Origin of the sequence: Alicyclobacillus fodiniaquatilis, from assembly GCF_042678105.1 — a bacterium.
Lineage (GTDB): Bacteria > Bacillota > Bacilli > Alicyclobacillales > Alicyclobacillaceae > Alicyclobacillus > Alicyclobacillus fodiniaquatilis.
Genome location: NZ_JBHUCX010000002.1, coordinates 17,767 through 36,765, shown reverse-complemented (window position 1 = coordinate 36,765; position 18,999 = coordinate 17,767). Strand labels below are relative to the sequence as shown.

At 47.0% G+C, this 18,999-nt stretch carries 20 protein-coding genes and 1 other RNA gene; 10 read left to right on the top strand and 11 right to left on the bottom strand.

The genetic code is table 11. The features are described 5' to 3' along the window. Nucleotides 1–571 precede the first annotated feature (571 nt). From ACFSB2_RS00610 to ACFSB2_RS00600, 3 genes are all read left to right on the top strand, one after another. Nucleotides 572–1,399, top strand: a complete 828-nt coding sequence (locus ACFSB2_RS00610) for a YihY/virulence factor BrkB family protein (protein WP_377940574.1) — start codon at nt 572–574, stop codon at nt 1,397–1,399. Between the two features lie 73 nt (nt 1,400–1,472). Then, nucleotides 1,473–1,766, top strand: coding sequence for a Dabb family protein (locus tag ACFSB2_RS00605; protein WP_377940573.1), 294 nt, complete (start codon nt 1,473–1,475; stop codon nt 1,764–1,766). Between the two features lie 197 nt (nt 1,767–1,963). Continuing rightward, nucleotides 1,964–2,116 carry a hypothetical protein gene (locus ACFSB2_RS00600; RefSeq protein WP_377940572.1) on the top strand — a complete coding sequence of 51 codons (153 nt, stop codon included), beginning with the start codon at nt 1,964–1,966 and terminating at the stop codon, nt 2,114–2,116. A 162-nt stretch (nt 2,117–2,278) separates the two neighbouring features. Here ACFSB2_RS00600 and nadE read toward each other — a convergent pair whose 3' ends face one another. Beyond that, entirely contained in the window at nt 2,279–3,106 is an 828-nt protein-coding gene (gene nadE, locus ACFSB2_RS00595) for an ammonia-dependent NAD(+) synthetase (RefSeq protein WP_377940570.1), read from the bottom strand. Between the two features lie 28 nt (nt 3,107–3,134). Next, the gene (cls, locus tag ACFSB2_RS00590; protein WP_377940568.1) at nt 3,135–4,580 is read right to left on the bottom strand and encodes a cardiolipin synthase; all 1,446 of its coding nucleotides are present in this window, start codon (nt 4,578–4,580) and stop codon (nt 3,135–3,137) included. A gap of 225 nt (nt 4,581–4,805) precedes the next feature. Here cls and ACFSB2_RS00585 point away from each other — a divergent pair, with 225 nt between their 5' ends. Next, nucleotides 4,806–6,059, top strand: a complete 1,254-nt coding sequence (locus ACFSB2_RS00585) for a sugar efflux transporter (RefSeq protein ID WP_377940567.1) — start codon at nt 4,806–4,808, stop codon at nt 6,057–6,059. Between the two features lie 132 nt (nt 6,060–6,191). Here the strand turns inward: ACFSB2_RS00585 and ACFSB2_RS00580 are convergent, their stop codons facing one another. Next, entirely contained in the window at nt 6,192–7,430 is a 1,239-nt protein-coding gene (locus tag ACFSB2_RS00580; RefSeq protein WP_377940564.1) for a GNAT family N-acetyltransferase, read from the bottom strand. Between the two features lie 120 nt (nt 7,431–7,550). After that, nucleotides 7,551–8,579, bottom strand: a complete 1,029-nt coding sequence (locus ACFSB2_RS00575; protein WP_377940562.1) for a potassium channel family protein — start codon at nt 8,577–8,579, stop codon at nt 7,551–7,553. A gap of 231 nt (nt 8,580–8,810) precedes the next feature. Here ACFSB2_RS00575 and ACFSB2_RS00570 point away from each other — a divergent pair, with 231 nt between their 5' ends. After that, complete coding sequence (locus ACFSB2_RS00570) at nt 8,811–9,110, top strand: MTH1187 family thiamine-binding protein (protein WP_377940561.1); 300 nt, start codon at nt 8,811–8,813, stop codon at nt 9,108–9,110. A 116-nt stretch (nt 9,111–9,226) separates the two neighbouring features. Then, nucleotides 9,227–9,407, top strand: a non-coding RNA gene (gene ssrS / locus ACFSB2_RS00565) — 6S RNA. Nucleotides 9,408–9,913: 506 nt separating this feature from the next. On the opposite strand, the gene ACFSB2_RS00560 is transcribed toward ssrS, so the two are convergent. Further along, the gene (locus ACFSB2_RS00560; protein ID WP_377940560.1) at nt 9,914–10,108 is read right to left on the bottom strand and encodes a Spo0E family sporulation regulatory protein-aspartic acid phosphatase; all 195 of its coding nucleotides are present in this window, start codon (nt 10,106–10,108) and stop codon (nt 9,914–9,916) included. 259 nt (nt 10,109–10,367) lie between these two features. Between ACFSB2_RS00560 and ACFSB2_RS00555 the strand changes: the two genes are divergently transcribed. From ACFSB2_RS00555 to ACFSB2_RS00545, 3 genes are all read left to right on the top strand, one after another. Further along, nucleotides 10,368–10,739, top strand: coding sequence for a cupredoxin domain-containing protein (locus tag ACFSB2_RS00555; protein ID WP_377940558.1), 372 nt, complete (start codon nt 10,368–10,370; stop codon nt 10,737–10,739). Nucleotides 10,740–10,865: 126 nt separating this feature from the next. After that, a complete protein-coding gene (locus ACFSB2_RS00550) occupies nt 10,866–11,414 on the top strand; it encodes a GNAT family N-acetyltransferase (RefSeq protein WP_377940557.1) in 549 nt (182 codons plus the stop codon). A gap of 322 nt (nt 11,415–11,736) precedes the next feature. After that, nucleotides 11,737–11,874, top strand: coding sequence for a hypothetical protein (locus tag ACFSB2_RS00545; RefSeq protein ID WP_377940556.1), 138 nt, complete (start codon nt 11,737–11,739; stop codon nt 11,872–11,874). Between the two features lie 126 nt (nt 11,875–12,000). Here the strand turns inward: ACFSB2_RS00545 and ACFSB2_RS00540 are convergent, their stop codons facing one another. After that, nucleotides 12,001–12,843 carry a C40 family peptidase gene (locus ACFSB2_RS00540; RefSeq protein ID WP_377940555.1) on the bottom strand — a complete coding sequence of 281 codons (843 nt, stop codon included), beginning with the start codon at nt 12,841–12,843 and terminating at the stop codon, nt 12,001–12,003. A 423-nt stretch (nt 12,844–13,266) separates the two neighbouring features. Between ACFSB2_RS00540 and ACFSB2_RS00535 the strand changes: the two genes are divergently transcribed. Beyond that, the gene (locus ACFSB2_RS00535; protein ID WP_377940554.1) at nt 13,267–13,749 is read left to right on the top strand and encodes a flavin reductase family protein; all 483 of its coding nucleotides are present in this window, start codon (nt 13,267–13,269) and stop codon (nt 13,747–13,749) included. Between the two features lie 137 nt (nt 13,750–13,886). Here the strand turns inward: ACFSB2_RS00535 and ACFSB2_RS00530 are convergent, their stop codons facing one another. The 5 genes from ACFSB2_RS00530 to ACFSB2_RS00510 all read right to left on the bottom strand — a co-directional run bounded on the left by ACFSB2_RS00530 (nt 13,887) and on the right by ACFSB2_RS00510 (nt 18,990). Then, nucleotides 13,887–14,981 carry an MGDG synthase family glycosyltransferase gene (locus tag ACFSB2_RS00530; RefSeq protein WP_377940553.1) on the bottom strand — a complete coding sequence of 365 codons (1,095 nt, stop codon included), beginning with the start codon at nt 14,979–14,981 and terminating at the stop codon, nt 13,887–13,889. After that, nucleotides 14,978–15,610 (bottom strand): YkoP family protein, encoded by a 633-nt coding sequence (locus tag ACFSB2_RS00525; RefSeq protein WP_377940552.1) that lies wholly within the window; start codon nt 15,608–15,610, stop codon nt 14,978–14,980. Before ACFSB2_RS00525 ends, ACFSB2_RS00530 begins: the two co-directional genes overlap by 4 nt. Before the next feature lie 12 nt (nt 15,611–15,622). Continuing rightward, nucleotides 15,623–16,321 (bottom strand): polysaccharide deacetylase family protein, encoded by a 699-nt coding sequence (locus ACFSB2_RS00520; protein WP_377940575.1) that lies wholly within the window; start codon nt 16,319–16,321, stop codon nt 15,623–15,625. Between the two features lie 17 nt (nt 16,322–16,338). Next, nucleotides 16,339–17,505 carry an MGDG synthase family glycosyltransferase gene (locus ACFSB2_RS00515; RefSeq protein WP_377940551.1) on the bottom strand — a complete coding sequence of 389 codons (1,167 nt, stop codon included), beginning with the start codon at nt 17,503–17,505 and terminating at the stop codon, nt 16,339–16,341. A 237-nt stretch (nt 17,506–17,742) separates the two neighbouring features. Continuing rightward, on the bottom strand, nt 17,743–18,990 hold the full coding sequence (locus ACFSB2_RS00510; protein WP_377940550.1) for a cation:proton antiporter: 1,248 nt from the start codon (nt 18,988–18,990) through the stop codon (nt 17,743–17,745). Nucleotides 18,991–18,999: the final 9 nt, after the last annotated feature.

Genomic DNA, 18,999 nt, shown 5'->3' with positions numbered 1-18,999 from the left:
ATTTTGATTTGTCAAGTCGGGCTCAGCAACATGGGGGCAAGCGAACAGACCTCGGGCACAGAACCGTTGGTGGTTCAATGAAAACCAAATGCCGAGAGGCTATTTTACAGAAAGGGAGCTATCCCTCCAGTCATCTATGATGACTTTTGGGACAACCCCTTTGCTTATCGGATTCTTTGTAAAAAACCAACCGCGCCTCATGTTGCGTCATCATCCGGTTGGCGCGGTTGTAGAAAGTATGTTATCCAAGTTGGATGATTTAATACATGTCAGTGTTCAACTTATCGAAATGTGTGAAGCGACCAATGAAGTACGCTACTGTGTCCGTTGGCCAACCTTTTTTGCATCCTTGGAGATGTTATCCGGGTGGATCATCAGTACACTAGTCATGGCGCTCCTTGCCTCCAAACTGTCTGTTAGCTTTGCATCGCGCAGGCCCGACAAAAAAGATCCGGAATGATCCATTTGAGCAACTGAGCTAGTATATCTTGTATAGGCTTGTCATCGGTGAGACAGTGCACGTGAATACGAGAATGAAATCCAGATTGCAAGGAGCGTTGACGCATTACATATGATTTTTATCGATCTCTATACTTCAAAGCGATTTCTCATCAATCTATATCAAAAATTCAAAGAAGATGAAACCAGTAGTTTGGCCACTCAACTGGCATATCATCTTTTGCTTTCTGTTTTCCCACTTTTGTTGTTCATACTCACGCTGTTGCCATACTTCTCACTGCCAACCGCCGGCCTGATGAATTTTATCAGCCAACACATTCCCGGCACCGAAGGATCCGCCATCGCAAATGATATCGATTCCTTGTTGAGCAAGCCGCGCGGTGGGTTGCTATCACTTGGTCTGTTGGTGACATTGTGGACTGCGTCAAATGGCGTCAATGCATTGATCCGCTCCATCAATCGCGCGTACGGCGTTCAGGAAACCCGGTCTTTTATCAGAACCAGATTGCTCTCTCTTTTTTTGACAATGGCAATGGTCGTGGTCGTCGCGCTCACACTGTTGCTGCCGGTTTTTGGTCAACTGTTTATACGAATCACCACCCATTTTCTTTTTGTTCCGTTTGAATTTAAGCTCTTGTATCACATTGTTCGCTGGGTGTGCGGTATTATCATCATGGTTTGTGTCATCATGGCGTTGTACACCATTGCGCCAAATGAAAAATGCAAACCCAAAGAAGCATTTTGGGGTGCGCTGGTCGCTACATTTGGATGGCAAGCCATCTCCTTCGGTTTTTCAATCTACGTGACCAATTTCAGCAATTACTCGGCAACTTACGGTGCTTTAGGCGGCGTGATTATTTTGATGATTTGGTTTTATCTCACAGGGTTGATTTTAATTCTCGGCGGCCAGATCAATGCGACATTGAAGCATATGAAGTGATATATTCAAATTGGTGTACTGTAAGTCGAAGGTGTTGTTTAGAAATCATTTTGTATTCATTGGAGGGTATGTCGTGGTAGAGCATATGATTATCTTCAAATTCAGCCCAGAGACCACCACAGAGCAAATTGATGAATGTATTCATCGCTTGCAAGATTTGAAAAATCACGTTCCAGGCATCATCGATATCGTAGCAGGGCATAATTTTTCTTCGCGCAGCCAAGGCTATGAGCTTGGTTTGACGGTGCGGTTTGAAAACCGCGCTGCGCTGGATGCGTACGGGCCACATCCCAAACACCAGGAATGCGTGCAGTTCATGGCCAGCGTCGGACGCCAAGATGCCATCGCAGTCGATTTTGAATTTTAAGTTTGTGCGGGCCTTGTGCAATGACAGGGCCCGCTTGATTTAGCATAAGCGCAGCTAAGATGATACAAGCCCCCCCTTGTCCTTCCATTTTGTCACAAATCCGCTACACATTGTACCCACTTTATCTACATCATTGTTTGTGTCCCAGCGTTATATTCAATTATGAGAAAACCCAAATATAACGGAGGCTCATCATGATGATGATGTTTAAGCTGGCCGCAAAAATGCACCAATTGCAGCAACAGGGATTGAGTCAGAGGGAAGCCGCGACCAAATTGGGCCTGATTACACCGCATGGCGGTTTAGAACGTATTGGACGGGTAAAACATCGAAAAAGCCCATCACAATAGAGCAAAAACTGATGCACTGCGCATATCAGTTTAAATTGTTCCAAATTGAGCACCCCCACCGCATTTGGCATCCAAGCAAAAGGGTAGGCTCCACCCACCCTTTTGTGACGAATCTTTAACCCGTTGTCGGAATGTGATTGACTAAAAAGCAAAAAACGAAACTTATTGCCGCCACCAAGTATCATATGGCGTCACTGGAAGTTGCCGTTTATGCTCGGTCATCCGATACCGTTTCTCGAGCTTCTCCCTAATTTCAGCATCGACATCTTTGCCTTCGAGATATAAATCAATCTCCCTGTAAGTCATCCCAAGTTCGTCCTCATCAGGACGGCCTGGCATATCGTCACGCAAATCCGCAGTTGGCGCTTTTTCGTAAAGCACACTAGGGGCGCCTAAAAACTGAAGTAACATTTTACCCTGTGTTTTGTCGAGGCCAGTCAAAGGGATCACATCCGCGCCGCCGTCGCCATATTTCGTGAAAAATCCAGTGACTGCCTCTGCCGCATGATCCGTTCCAATCACAATGAGATCGTAAAATGCGCCTAAATCGTATTGGACTTTCATGCGCTCTCTCGCTTTGTTGTTTCCTTTCAAGAATTCGGTTAACTGTTCCCCCGTACCTGCAGTAAAAGCTTTTATGGATGCATCTACCGCTTCCTGAATATTGACGGTGACTGTGGTGTCCGGTTGAATAAACTCGAGCGCAAGCTGAGCGTCTGCCTCATCTCTTTGAACACCATAGGGAAGCCTGACAGCAATAAACTGGTACGACGCCCCGGTGGTTTCTCGCAACGATTGCACAGCCAACTGCGCAAGTCTGCCTGCCAGCGCAGAATCTTGTCCACCAGAGATGGCCAAGACGTACCCTTTTTTCCCGGTGTGCAACAGATAATCCTTTAAAAAGGCAACCCTCGTATTGACTTCCTCTTCACAATCGATGACTGGTTTGACATGCAACTCATCAATGATGGTTTGTTGTGTCTTCTTCATCATTCCCCGCCTCCTCGAAATTCTCCTATTACAATATGGGGGATAACAACCTGGCACAAGCTTCCTTCACCTGCGTGAGGCGAGATCGCCGCTCGTATTCAGCAAGTGTCAATTCCCTGCTGCATAAGAGGTCTTCCACAAATATGTTGTAGAGCTTTGTAGCTGTGAATGTGTCGTAGATCAGCGCATTGACTTCGAAGTTCAATTTAAAGCTGCGCATATCGATGTTCGCGGTCCCCACCGATGCAATTTTGCCATCGACGACAATGGTTTTGGCGTGCAAAAATCCGGCTTCATACAAATAGCATTTTACACCAACATGGAGTAACTCCCCAAGATAAAATGTCGATGCCCAATAGACCAATTTATGATCCGGCTTAAAGGGCAACATCAACTTTACATCTACGCCCGAAAGGGCAGCCGTCTTCAACGCGGTCATCAAACTTTCATCCGGCACAAAATACGGCGTTTGAATACATACACTTTCTTTCGCCGCATGTATCATCTTGATATACGCATTTTTGATTTGCTCCCACGCGCTATTTGGCCCACTGGATATAATTTGGATGCCCACATCGCCGCGATGGTTCTCCAACGGAAAATAACGCGCCTCTACCGGGATCTGCTTGCGGGAAGCGGCATTCCAATCCAGTACAAAATGCGCCTGTAACTCAATGATGGAACTGCCCGTCATCTTGAGATGCGTATCTCGCCAACGACCAAAGCGCTTCTTGCGGCCAAGATACTCATCGCCGATGTTAAAGCCTCCAATATACCCATAACGGCCATCAATAATGGCCAACTTGCGATGATTGCGATAATTGATGCGGATACTCAAGTATGGAAGACGCGAAGGAAAAAACGCAGCGACCTCACCACCCGCTTTGCGCAACCCGTTAAAAAATCGTTTTGGAAGCCAAAAGCTTCCAAAGTCATCGTACAAAAAACGTACAGTCACACCTTCCTGTGCTTTTTGGGTCAACGCAGCCACAAGCGCTCTTCCCAAATTATCATTTCTCACGATAAAGTACTGCAGATGAATATGGTCCTTTGCCGCTTTGATGGCCTCCAGCAGGGAGTGGAATTTGCTCTCCCCATCCGTAAAGATCTCAATGGCGTTATCCTGTGTAAAGATGGCATAATTGCTGACGAGATTCATGTACAACAAATCGCGATAATTGGCCATCGCTGGATCGTGATAATCGATGCGATTGTGTATGAGATCATGCCGTTGACGCTCGACCAATGCGTCAATAAACGCCTTCCGATCTTGCTTCACCTTATAAATTTTTAACCGCCGCACACTTTGACCAAAGATCAAATAGATGATAAACCCGATAATCGGAAGAAAGAGCATGACCATGAGCCACGCCCATGTCACCGCCACATTGCGTTTTTCAATAAAAATGACCGTAAATGCAGTTAAAATATTAAAAACAAATACCGCATAAAATACACCGTGCATCATGCCCATGGTTAAAATACCTCAACTCGTCGCTGTTTAACGAACGCCTTTCTGATGAACAGACATGCTGGCGTTTTTATCATCTTAATCCACAGCCGATGTAAAGTCTCTTCCAATCACGCGCCTCCCTGACACTCCACCTTCTAAATGATATTGCGCACACCGCCTTTTGTTCAACATCATTGTATCAATTCGTGCTATGATGAGCGGTATCTTCATTCAGGGGGCATACTTTTGATTCGCAGGACAACTGCTCATTCCGCCAATTCCCGTTTCATACCGGGTTTTTTCACACTGACCTTCGGAATCACATTGCTTGGAATCGGTGTATCCATCACTAGACCCTATCTATCTCTTTTCGGTACGAACGTCATCGATATGACACCCGCTGAATTGGGGATTTTTATGTGTGTCAACGCCCTCGGAGGGATTATAGCGAGCACATGGTTGGGCAAAATGTCGGATATGCGCACACCCAAAAAAGATATAATGATCTTTTCCACGCTTTGTGCAGGCGTGGGATACGGCTCCTTTATTGTACTGCACAGCTACTTGGTTTTACTCATTGTCACGACCATACTGCTTGGTCTTGGTTCTGCTACCTATCCGCAGATGTTTGCGTATGCTCGCGAATCCATCATCGCAACCAATCAAGGTGATGCAACATTTGCATTGACCACATTGAGATCATTTTTCTCCCTGGCATGGGTGATTGGCCCCCTTGTCGGCGCCTGGGTATTCAGCGCCTTACACTACAACGGCCTATTCACGTCCACCGCCATCATTTTCTTCGCGGTTTTTTTGTTGGTGCTGTTCCGGCTCAAACGGCGTCCGGCTGTCGGCGTTCGTCCTACCGAGTTCATCGCGGTATCTTCTTATCTGAAACGGCGAGATATATTGTTTGCATGTATTTCATTCGTCGCTGTCTCCACAGCCTCCAGCATGAATGGACTTTATATGCCGTTATTGATGACGCAGACGCTGCATGCGCCAGAACATGTCGTAGGTTGGGTTTTTAGCCTCAGTGCCGGCCTTGAGATTCCAATTATGCTCGGTCTTAGTTCTCTGGCCGCGCGAGTAGGCAAACGGATCATGCTTTTATTTGGCTCCATCTGCGGTACATTCTATTATCTCGGCGCCGCTTTTACCCACGCGCCGTGGGAGATGTTGCTTCTTCAGTTGCTCTGTGCCGTATTTATTTCCATCAACGTCAGTATTGGTATGAGTTATTTTCAGGATTTTATGCCAGACGCTCCAGGTTCCACAACGACCCTTTACAGCAACACCAGCAACATCGGTTCCATGGCAGGCAGTCTTTTAGGTGGGGCAATTGCACAGACATTCAGCTTTCGGGCTGTCTACTTTGCTTGCGTCGTGCTAAGCATTTTATCTTACATCTTCCTGTTGCGACGCAAACCGAAACAGACAGCATCAACAGTTGAGATTCCTGCCAAAACACCAACGACTGACGACCATGTAAACCAATAAAGCGCAGATAACGGATGCGATGTGTCGCATCCGTTTGTTCATAGCGATGCTTCAAATGCCAATGGTCCGTTCAATTGCCATATGCCTCATCCCCATCCACCAACTGCTTTTGAACGGAACTTGCCCAATTGTTTAGAAGAAGTCGTATAAAAATGTAGTTTGCGCCGGAATCGCCTGTTCCCATGCGGTAACGGCTTCACTTGTACCCTGCACGCTTCCAATTGAGGCCAATGTGCTCGGACGTTGATAGCCGAATAACATCGCTGTTAACGTTTGAATATCACACGTCAGACAATTCTGCAGTGACATCCCTATCTCTTGGAACTGCGCGGCTTCCACACGCTGTACGTCAACTTGCTGTATTCCGTCTGCAGACCAGGAAATCGTGAAAATTGCCTCGTTCCATAATGCATTCGGATCCGTCACGCAGACATTCAACTCCGCTTCACTTGTTTGCGAAATGAACGAATACTGCCTGAGGAACGGTTCCACATCCACGATGCGCGCCATAAAGTAAGGAAAAATCTCCTGTTTGATGCGTGGATTAGGCAGCAAAAATGGCAACCCATCATTTGTCGGCACGATGATTTTTACTTGATTCGCCATGGAATCGTGATTTGCAATAAAGTTCCACAATCCCTGATAAGCTTCCACCGTGAGATAGACCATTTCGTGCACGATCATTTCAGATTGCTTTACTTGATAAATCATATAACCCTGGGCAACGCCGTTCTCATCACGATAAAGCGCGCGGATGCCCTGCTTGCCTTTTTTGATCCGCGTTTGCCACCAATCTTCTGAACGTTGCAGTGTACCGCTAAATCGAGCCGCGTAAGTTTCGTAGACACTTTCCATTTCCTGAAAATGATCTGTGCGTTCAATTGCCCCCTTACTTGCCTGAAATTTTGGCCAATCCGCACGATCCAATATGTATTGTTTCCTGTCGATACAATACACCCAACCAAAGCGATTGTAGAATGCAAACGAAAAAGGAGCCAACATAGATACCAAGGACCCTTGCTCCTTCATAACATTCAGTGAATGACGCAACAGTTTGGCGACCATGCCCCTTCTGCGGTGTTCTGGCCAAGTTGCTACACCCGCAATCCCGCCCATTGCCACGGGATGCCCATTCACGTATGTCGCCAGTGGCAATATCGTCAAATTGGCAGCCATTTGTCCGTCGACAAAAAAGCCATGGATGTGATCGACGACGACGTCTTTTTTCGCTTGATCTAAATCATTTTTTGCAATTTCATACTGAAAAGCAAACTGACTGATGGCCAAATGCGCATCGATCTCATCTTCACGTAAGCGGCGAATTTCTTCCATGCCGAGTCCCCAACTCCCCCAGAAAACGTCTACAATCAAAATTCAGAACCTTCTTTATCATACCAGTCAAGATCAAGCAATCCTGAGATGTTGATTTCACAAGACCATGATATAAATCCTTACTGGTGGACGATCCGTTTGGCATGCTCCCCACAAAATTTAAAACGATAGTTCTCCTCTGCCAATATAAATTAATGTATGCTCCTGCTCGATTCGCATATCAGGCGCAGGATTTAGAATGGTTTCCTTTCCGCCGAGCGCAATCAGGTTTTTCCCCAATCGCCGCATATCTACAGCGACTTCCCCAAACGACTGTCCCAAGTATTTATCAGGAACCATAGTTTCGTAGAACTCATTGCCCGATTCATGAATCAAAAGCTCTTTTAACACATTGGAAACACCGACAGACAGACTGCTTTGGACAAGCAAACGCCCATTGATTTCACCAGTGTCAATCACTTCATCTGCCCCCACGCGCTCCAACGCTCTGACATCCCCGGATAGGCATTCGACAATGGTATACACGTCTGGGTTCAAATATTTGATAGCGAGCACCGCCTTTAACGCTTTGGCATCCGCTGTGCTCTCGTCGATCCGCTTGTCGCCAAATATGAGCACCGCCTTTGCATGCCGCACATTGGCTTTGATGAGCACTTCATCCTCACTGAAATTCCCCCGGATAAAATGCACATCATACTCAGGTATCGGATTTTCTTCTATGTAGTTGTCAATGAGGACAAATCGCATCTTGCGGTGTGCTCTATAATAATCGCGAATCGCCGCTTTCGCCTGCTTGTTCCAGTGACAAATCACGACGTGATTGCGATATAGATGTGCTGGCAATAGACCTCGCTCCTTTCGACTGATCTGCAGCGCAAATCTGCCACCGATGTTTGCCAGCAGAACTGCCAGCAAACTGCCGCCTATCAAAATGAGCGCAATGGTCACCAACTGGCCTGGTACAGTGACTGGATATTTGTCCCCATATCCAACCGTTGCACTGGTGATGATGGCAAACCATATTCCGTCCCACCAAGTATGAAAGTATGGAGATTTACCATCCTCAAAGTGATAGACAAGATAACCAGAAATGAGGATGACAAGCGTCATGGCCACAAAAATCCTAGGAAACAACAGATAGTGGCGCACAGATTGCCGCAGTCTCTTCAGCATGTAAAAAATGAACAAAACGGAACATCACCTGCTTTGTTTTGCCTGAGTTCACAACACCAACCATGGCGATCATTTCGCATAAGCCTTTCCTTCATCATACCACGGAACCGCCTTCAGCTAAAAACGCCTATATTTCCGGCACGCCACGCATATTTCTGAATGATTTAGCTGAATCCTAGGCGTGGCGCAATTTTCAATGAACTGCACACATACAATTGTGTTTCATCCAGCGAAGGAGACGATGACATGCCATTATTAGAAATCAGTATTGTACCTGTAGGCACCAACACACCTAGTTTCAGCTCAGATGTAGTGGACGCCGTTCGACTGATTGAGAACAGAGGCTTGAAATATCAGGTGACACCGACTTCCACCGTGATCGAAGGAGAAATACCGGAATTGATGGGCGTTGCACAAGAGATCCATCAGCGAACAATGGAGGGTGGACCCAGTCGCGTCATTACCCACATGACCATTGACGAACGAGCGGATAAAGAGGTGGGCATTCAGCAGCAGGTGGACACTGTACATCAATCTCTGCGGTGAAGCGCGTAGTACAAATTCAATTCTTCACGGACATCAGCACGCCAATCAAGGCTGGTGACAAACAGGAAAATGTTCCATTGAAACCAGTCTTGGGTCGTGGTACGCTATATCTACAACATTTCCTGTGATGTTGGTGGGGCATTTTTGGTTTTAATCTATGCGTTAATGAAGGGAATTCGATGCCCGCGTTTGGAGCAAATGCCACCCATTGTGCGTGGACTTGTAAAAAATGCGTCAGGATACCCACCTGTGAGAGCAGGTTCAAAACCTTATGTCCTACGGCAAAACGGGAAATGTAAAGTACATAAGACAAGGCGCCGCTGAGCGCCTTTTTTATTTACCCCTTCGTCCCAAAAGAAGAACGTCCCTCATCTATGCACGGCGCTTTCCTCTGGTGCAGTATTCCAAGATCAGTGTGCCTACGTGATTGATTAAAAAATGTTTATCATGCCCAGATATGCTTTGTCGCTTTCAGATACATCTGATATTAATACAAAACACTGTATTTGACACAATTTTGTCAAACTAAAAGCGTTTACATTTGTGTCGAAAGCTCACTATCTGCGGTAGTCTAGACAATGTAATTATCACAACAACATCGCACTACAATGGAGCCACGCTGAACAAGCCGTGGCTCTATTGTCATTTTCGGGGATACTGATATGACGGCAACGCACAACATACTGCACAGGGTTTGAACGCTCATCACATAAAAAGGTGTGTTCCAGAATTGGAACACACCGTAGAATACTCTGCTCAATTTGAAAATACGCTCCTTTGGACCCCCATCTTTCTGTAATGCATCAACGAGCTAACCTTGGCAGTCTAGTTTCCGGCGTCGCACTAAAAGCAGCCTTTTGGACACTGACAATGAAGTAATCCAATCGTTGGCTTGCAGCAATCACATCTGGATGCGTCAGACTGCCATGTTGGTCTGCCAATTGAAGCATTTTTGAACGCAGAAACTCGATCATTTCCCCAGTTTTTGAGAATTTCAATGCTATCCCTCTCAGATACACATCTATCTTTATATCTATCTGAAATTATATCAAAAATGATTGTCGAAAACGATAGATATTTGCTAAATTCTGCATTTCTTTGCATTCTGATGGGCAAAATATGTTCCGATTACAAGCGTAGTGTGCTACAAAGTGTTGCAACACGCCAGCAAAACCAAGGAAACGCAAGACTGAACACAGCCGTTGTGGCTAATGTGCAGTGCAATTGCTTCATTTTCTGACAGGTGGTGGGATATACATGCAATACAAATGGATTTCTAGTGCCCTCGCTGCGACAATATGCGCGACGACATTGGCTTCCGCTGTTCCTTTAGTACAAGGAGGTGTCACAGACATACAAGTGGAAATCCGAGACAATGGATTTGCGCCCAGTCGCATCACAGCGACACTCAATCAGCCAATTCACTTAAGAATTCACAATTCCGGTCATCATATACACGAGTTTTCCATTCCACAATATCGGATCTATACGAGAACACTACGCCCAGGCGAAACATCTGACGTTCAGTTTTCACCATGGCAACCCGGCTCATTTGTCATGTACAGTGATCCTTTAACTGATGATCAACCCGAGTTTGGTGGAAAATTTATTGTTGCAAATGGAAAATAGGCGTTCCTGGCACTACAAGCTGGCATCCATGCTTTCAAACAGCACAAAACCAAAAAAGCGATCACAGCATGGGTAAAGATAGGAATACCCCCATCGATGATGGCATTAGGAAACGGGGAATGCGCATTGGAACAAGAATGGTATACACGTTTGGAAAAATATTTTCCGGAACACGAACTGAAACATCCAGAACACATGCAGGAACTTTTTGCTGAACACGTGGCATATCGTCGCGAACAAACAAGCGAATATCTGATCATTTACGCTGAGTTTGACGATTTTATCTTTATTGACTATTTACTAGTCAATCCAAAAACACGTGGATCAGGCATTGGGAGTAAACTGATTGACTCGTTTAAAAATCGCGGGAAAACATTGCTTGCGGAAGTTGAACCAGCTGATGACAACGATAAAGATGCAAAAAAACGTCTGCGTTTTTATGAAAAGAATGGGTTTCGCAAGGCAGAGAATATTGTGTACACGCGTGAAACGGATGACGGGCAACCCTTTTCCATGCATATTTACTACTGGAGCCCATCACCCACTTCTGAAACGCAAATCCTTGAGAATATGGAGGTTGTTTGCGAACAAATTCACAATTTCCACGCCAAACGTCACTACGGCCGAATCCCAGCTGACCCTGAAGACGTTTTGCACTGGAAAAGCGAACAGTGAACACCCTTCAGAAACCCATAGACCGCCATGCGTGATGGATCCCGCACCAACAGAACCATGAAAATAAAAGTCAACGGGAGTATCGCAGATGGCGCAGCACCAGGTGCCGGTATTTACAGGATAGAAGGGCATATGATCACATTGCTGCAGGCGAAAGATCAGATTTATGCCGTAAAACAATCGACACAATCTGCCACAAACGCAAATCAATCGACGATTTCGAAACACAAGCTTCACAAATAAGGGTACATGAAAATGATTGAAAGCGATGAATTGGTGCTAAACTATGGACAAGCACCAAAGAGTAAGGAGCGTGGCGAAGATGAAAACCGACAAACCAAATGACCCGATTGTCACGCTGCAGCGTGTTGCCAAATTCGCAGAACGCACCGCTGTAGCCCTTTCAGTTGTGTTGCTGGTAAGCACTGTGGGCTATTTATCCATACATGCCTGGGCATAGCTCAAGATGAACACTCAAGATGAACACATGGTGTATGTGCGTTTTGCCCTGCGTTGCAAACGCTCTCTATATCCTTTTGAAATAAAACTGCACGCCTTTGTCGGGCGTGCAGTTTTAATGTGCATATTACACGCTTCGTGCACCGACATAGTGATTTGCCCAATACCCACTCAGGCTGTCAATTTCAACTTGCGTGCTTGCCGCGTTAATAAACTGTCCGTTGCCAACATATATACCATCATGAGATGCGCCTGAACCATCCGTATCGAAAAATACGACATCTCCCGGCGCCAAGTTACTCTCTGAAACTGCAGAACCCACAGTGTATTGGTCGTAACTTGTCCGCGGCAGAGAAATGCCAAAATGCGCAAAGACATACTGAACGAAACCAGAACAATCAAACCCGCTCGGTGACGTGCCCGCCCATACATAGGGCGTACCGCGAAACTGCTCTGCATATTGAACAATTACCTGCCCTTGTGCCATCGCGGCAATGGAATCAAGCGGAGATGAGCTGCGGCTGCTCAATGTCGAACTGGAGGATCCGCCCTTAATCGTAATTTTCTGACCTACATGTAGAATACTGTTGGCGTTCAAGTTGTTCCATGCTTCTAATTGAGTGACAGAAACACCGTACTGTTGGCTGATAGCCCACAAAGAATCGCCTGACTTCACAGTATATGTCGTCGCGGAAGATGATGATGGAGAAACTTGATAAGAAATGGTCTTGGCTGAAGATGATTGGCTCGTGGTTTTCTTGACTATAAGAGATTCTCCGGGATGGATCAAATTCGATGACAAACCGTTTAACGATTTTAATTTGGCGACTGTTGTCCCATAGGTGGTCGCAATACTGTAGAGGCAATCTCCACTTTTCACGGTGTAATGAACAGTCCCAGCATAAACTGTTGAGAGGGATAACCCCATCGCGGCAGTCGTCGACAAGCTGAGCAACAATTTAAAACGCACAGAAACAAGCCCCTTTTCCGTCCTGCTCAGCGACACACAAATCTGTCATACATCGTTTTACAAACTGACAGCGCACACAATGAAAATATGTAAGCATTGATAAAATGCCTATGTAACACTTTTCCCATTTCTCTATATGTACATCATTGTGCTTATTTTGTCAGAAATCTGCGGTCGCCTGCCCCTAGCGCATAGAGTACGGACTAATTTTCGAGCGCTGGCCTAATTATAAACAGAAAAACTTGTCGGCATCAATCATATTTTGATAGAACGCGAAGAAAAAATGAAAACGCACACGAAGAAACGTGATCAAAACATGCCAGGAATTGTCGTAATTTCGTGACTTGTTGTGATTTTCCTCTCTCATAGGATAAAATATAATGCGTCACCATCACCATGTGTTCTATAGAAAGGAGCAATAGGATGACGATAGATCCATCATCATTTCGGCATGCCCTTGGTCACTTTGCCAGCGGTGTGACTGTTGTCACCATGGCGCACGATACTGAGCAAGCCGGTTTAACCGTATCTGCCTTTTGCTCATTGTCATTGAATCCCCCATACATTTTGGTGTGTATTGATAAAACATCAACGACACTGAGATTGGCCCGGGGCGCGAACGCATTTGCTGTAAATATTCTCAGCTCAGAGCAATCGGACTTATCCAATCATTTTGCAAGCAAATCAAAAGACAAATTAAACGGAGTCCCCCACCATGTCGGTACGCTCCATAGCCCATTGCTCGATGGAGCCTTGGCCAACTTGGAGTGCCGTCTCGCCCAAGAATTGGACGGTGGAGATCACATCGTGCTGATTGGCGAAGTTGTTGCAGTGAAAGTGGATGATACAAAATCCCCATTGTTGTACTACGGCGGGCATTATGGACAATTTGCCCCTAATGCATGAAATAGTGAAGGGCGCACGCCAAGACGTGTGCCCTTCACTCTCTTGTGCGGCACCTTTGTGCCGTGTCATCTGCAATGCTTCCGATTGACTCGCATCTTCGTGATTCTGCTGTTGCAGAACGCATCACACATGACGTTCTAGCGCTTCATCCGCTTCCACATATCTACAATTTCTCGAGCACCCGCCTGCGCTGCAACTGGATGCCCATGCGCTATACTCGCCTCTCTCATTTGCGCTAAAACGGTATTCGTCATCCCATCCAACACTTCTGCCAAGTGGTGTAGATTTTTCGCAACCCGGGCCGCCCCCATTTTTTCGATCGCAACCGCGTTCTTCTGCTCTTGCCCCGGCTGAGGTTTATAGAAAATCAGGGGTACGCCCGATGCGAGACATTCCGCTGCAGAGATCCCCCCGGCTTTAGTGATGACAAATGTTGCTTGCTGAAACCATGTCGCAATCTGTTCCGTATACCCTAACGCACAAAGCCGCTCTTTCACATTTAACTTCTCTCCGATCTCCTTCACCACTGCGCTCATGCGTTCATTTCGACCACAGAGTACGACGACGCGATGTGTCGCAAAATACTGCAATAACTGTTTCAACACGGCCGACAAATCCGGAAAAACCCCTCGTCCGCCAGCAGCCAGTACAATGTAAGCCCCATCCATCACTTGATTCAAGCGACATGCAGAAAATTGTTCACGAATCGGAATGCCTGCTACAGAGGCCGTACTAGCAGGTGACATGAACCGCGTTGAACGCTGTAGTGTCCAAGTCGTGGGAAGCAGGTAGAGATCCACATTGGCATGAAACCATCTACTATGTATTTCGAAATCGGTTAAAACCGTGACAATCAGAGGTTTTACAGCTAAAAAGCGCGGCAGTCTGGCCAAGGCGTGATCGGGAAACAGCTGTACGACAATATCCGGCTGGTGTTCCAGCAATGCATGCCAAGTGGCTCGCCGTGAAAAATGGGCGAGCAATGACCACAGAGGGTGTTTCGGACTCAATGTGCGCGTGAAATCGTAGCTCGCCCCGTACACGTGCGGGAGATAACGGGTCAACGTTTCATATAGCCATTCGTTTGCCCTGGCAAACTGTGGGTTGGTCTGGCGAAAACAATCCAACTTGATGACTTCAGCCTTGTAGCGCGTCTCAAATACTTGCGCCAACGCATTGGCCGCTTGTACATGACCATCGCCAAACGAGCCATATAGAAGTAGTACCTTCATGACTGAACCGTATACTGATCAGTGACGGATATTCGTTGTCTATTCTCAGTCGGAACATGGCCTGCTTGTTCCAATTGACCAAAGAGCTCGATGAGGCGCGCTTTAGACGCGACGACGATTTTCGGCTCCAACACATCTTCGTGTGCTGCAATCACCTGATCCGCATCTGGATTGTACATGCGCAATACATTCTTAAGATGCCAAGTGGTCAGTTTTTTTATAAATCGACTTTGCATTGGCCGCGTATGAAAGCCGAAACGCTCGATGCCCCGATTGATAAACGTGATGCCGTACAGCGCATGTGCAGCCGCATACTGTGGCGCTTGAACGGCTTCCACCAAGGCAGGCATCGACTTGCGGGCCTGCAGAATCAACTGCACCATCGCTCGAACGAGATTGTCGTTTTGACTCAATATTTTTTCGACGATCTCGTTGTTAAAATGAAGCTCAATCACCGTATCGCCCTGTCCGACGGATACGCCATCCACGACAAACGATTTACCAATATACTTCCGTTTCGCAATGTAGAACAGGTGCTCTTCTCCTGCCACCAATTCCTGCAGATGAAACATGCGATGAAAGAGTGCCTCCCAACCCTCAAACAGTCCCCGTTTCAGTCGATTGAGCACATTTCTCCCCTCCTACACGCATTCCGAGATTGTCACAAATTGATACCCTTGTGCACGAACGAGTTGAACAATGGCTGGAATTGCCGCAATGACCTCTTTTGGCGCCCCATGTTCTGCGCCCAATGTGTGATCACTGTCGTGCAAGACGATGATTGCGCCATCGGTGAGTTTCTTGGCAATGCGGTCGACCAGTTCTGCGGGTGCGGTTTTCCGCCAATCGCCAACCATCACGCTCCAAGTGCACAAGCGCATGCGATGAACTCGGATGAACAAGAGTGTCGCCAAATTACAAGCGCCCCAGGTCGGGCGATACACCCTGCTATCGATGTCAAATGCGCTAATGAGCGCGCGACTCGCGCCAATACATTGTCGATAGGTCGCCGACGGATGCAGAAGCGGCACAAACCAATGACGATGGCCATGCACCTCTACATCGTGCCCCTCATAGATCATCCGCTCAATCAGCGCTGGATGCTGTTTTGCTCGATGCGACAAGACGAAAAAAGTCGCTTTGACATTCAACGCGTTTAACACATCGAGCAATTGCGGTGTATAAACTGGATGCGGCCCGTCGTCAAATGTGAGCGAAACCGTTCCCGATTGATTCGTTTGGTATATACAAGACTTTCTGAACGTCCGCGTCCAAATAACTGGCGCGACACAATAACACAATAACATGAGCACAATCAATCCGGCGATGATCCACCACATCAGCACGTACGTCCTCCTTACGTGACCTGTAGCTCAGAAGACAGCGTCCGTGTGGAAGAAGGGAATGGTTCAACCGCCAAATCCAAAATCCGTTCCGCGATATGTTCAGCCGCGCCCAAGACAGGCATCTGATTTGCTGCCGCTCGCATGCGCTGAAGCATTTCCGGATTTTGCGCAATGACTTGTAAGAACGACTGCGCGTCTTCAACATTGCGCGCTCGTACGGCAACATTGGCGCGAACGGCAAAATCCGCATTGCTTTCTTCCTGGCCAGGAATGGGACGAAACAAAATCATGGGCACCCCCATCGCCATTGACTCGGTCAACGTCAAACCACCTGGTTTGGTGACGATCACATCTGAGGCTGCCATCAGTTTGTCGATTTCACTGGTAAAGCCGTAAACTCGCACACGATCACTTTTCAGTTGTATGAATCTACGTTCCATTTTGCGATTTTGTCCACATACGACAATGTACTGCAGGCCAGATTTCGCAATGAACGACTCCCATTCAGACGCATCACCCAAAACCCCGCTACCTCCACCCATCAACAAGACGATGGGCACATCCGGCGAGAGTGACAACTGTCGCAAAATTGAACTACGCTGCATGTGTAAATGACGCACTGCTTCTTTGCTAAATTTGCGCCGCAGCGGAATGCCAAACACATCCACTGAACCTTCATCGATTCCATACGATACAAGGTCGCGCTTGACCTCTTGTGTCGCGGCAAAATAGTGATCCGCGTAATCGTGGAACCACTGTCGATGCGCCGTGTAGTCAGTGACGATGGCCAGATTTGGCACACGCACCGTCCCATGCCGACGCAATTCACCGACCACGCCCATCGGCGTTGGAAATGTACTGACAATGGCATTGGGCTCAAATGCGTCAATATAATCTTGAATACGCGTGATGCCGATGTGATTGACATAACGCTGCAATGGTGAATCCGGCTCAATTTTTGACATGGATTTATAAAACAATCCATATAAACTTGGTACCTTCTGCACACCTTGGATTAAACTGAATTTCGCAAATGATCTCAATGCCGGATTTAACAGACTGACATAATCGACAACTTCTGCAGTTGCACCTTTGTCTCGAAGCGTCTCCTGAACTGCATAGGCCGCTTGGTTGTGTCCCGCTCCAAACGACGCGGATAGGATTAAAACGCGCCGCACTGGTACCGCCCCCTTGGCAACATCCACTCCATTATTGTAAACGGGTTAAGCTCACTGGACAACTTGAATTATCCAACGTTCGAACAAAAGTGCAGTTTTGTTTGTTGCTGTACCATATGTTGAACACAGAAGCCGAAGAAGAACAATTTCTCCTCCGCTTATCCTATTCATCAGCATGTCCTTCTAGCCATGGTATAAGTTAGTGACCTAAATTTGACACTTCGGTCGATCAGAGATTTACAAATCCTCCAATGGAACATCTCGATTCACACCCAGCCGTTTCGCCACCACACCTGTGGTCGTCGCCTGTACCAGAATCGTAGAAAGAATGGCTAAAAAAGTGATGGCCATGATGACATCAGCCTGCGGAATTTTCGCGGCAACAGCGGACCCGGCCAAGGCTGCGGGGATAACGCCCGTTTCACGGACCCACATCATAAATGCAACCTCACGCTTATCCCATTTCGCGATCCTGTCAAAAAATACACAACTGGCCACAGATGCTGGTCTTGCGACAAACATCAACACCGCGACAATGAGTAAACCCAACCACAGGTAATGATAAACAACGACAAAGTTGACTTGTGTGCCAAGCAGGACAAATATCAAGATGCGCATGATGGTAGTCATCACACTATCGAAGTGTTCAATATGTATATGGGTGTCCTCCGCCAACGGCCAGCCAAATGTCTTGCCATTTCCGGTTATGACACCTGCTGCAAAAGCTGCCATGAAGCCGCTGGCATGAATTTTATCCGCCATCACATAGGAGCCAATGGCCGCAACAAACATGACAATTGACCCGTACTCGTGGAGAACACCCCATCCCCGACGCGAGACAGACCACAATGCAATTAAGCCAAAGACCACGCCAACTGCAAGTCCAATGAGCGACTCCTGAAAAAATTGACCAACCGCAGGCCCCATATGCAAACCCGCATGCGTCGCAAGCGTCGTCATCAAAGTTGCCACCAGCACGGAAGCTGTCGCATCGTTGAACGCGGATTCCGTCTCCATTGTCTGCTGCAGGCGAGCGATCACCGGTACCCGTTCAAATACAGGAATCAGCGTGGCTGGATCTGTGGAAGCGACGATTCCGCCGAGCAGCAGCGACCAAACCCACGAACTGCCAAGCAAAAAATGGGCAGTTGTTCCCACAATCAAAGCGCTGACGACCACCCCAACCGTGACCAACAAGGCAATGCTCGTATACACCCGTTTTAAAACATCAAACTGCACGGCACGACCGCCGTCGAACAAAATCAAAGTGGCGCCCAAATACAAAATGAACTGATTGACTTGCGATTGACTCGGCGCGTCAACCAGATGTAAAACTTGAGGTCCCAACAAGATGCCTAACACTAAAAATACGGCCACATCGGGAATGCGCGGTTTCTCTGTAAGTTTACTGACAATGAGCCCCAACCCGACGATAATGAACAAAATCATCAAGGTTTGTTCCCAACTGCCAACCAAATGTAACAAATGAAATCC

Coding starts and splice junctions, on each gene's coding strand:
- ACFSB2_RS00555 (WP_377940558.1), top strand. CDS start 10,368: ATGCAATACAAATGGATTTCTAGTGCCCTCGCTGCGACAATATGCGCG.
- nadE (WP_377940570.1), bottom strand. CDS start 3,106: ATGAAGAAGACACAACAAACCATCATTGATGAGTTGCATGTCAAACCA.
- ACFSB2_RS00610 (WP_377940574.1), top strand. CDS start 572: ATGATTTTTATCGATCTCTATACTTCAAAGCGATTTCTCATCAATCTA.
- ACFSB2_RS00600 (WP_377940572.1), top strand. CDS start 1,964: ATGATGATGTTTAAGCTGGCCGCAAAAATGCACCAATTGCAGCAACAG.
- ACFSB2_RS00570 (WP_377940561.1), top strand. CDS start 8,811: ATGCCATTATTAGAAATCAGTATTGTACCTGTAGGCACCAACACACCT.
- ACFSB2_RS00545 (WP_377940556.1), top strand. CDS start 11,737: ATGAAAACCGACAAACCAAATGACCCGATTGTCACGCTGCAGCGTGTT.
- ACFSB2_RS00530 (WP_377940553.1), bottom strand. CDS start 14,981: ATGAAGGTACTACTTCTATATGGCTCGTTTGGCGATGGTCATGTACAA.
- cls (WP_377940568.1), bottom strand. CDS start 4,580: ATGGGCATGATGCACGGTGTATTTTATGCGGTATTTGTTTTTAATATT.
- ACFSB2_RS00535 (WP_377940554.1), top strand. CDS start 13,267: ATGACGATAGATCCATCATCATTTCGGCATGCCCTTGGTCACTTTGCC.
- ACFSB2_RS00520 (WP_377940575.1), bottom strand. CDS start 16,321: ATGTGGTGGATCATCGCCGGATTGATTGTGCTCATGTTATTGTGTTAT.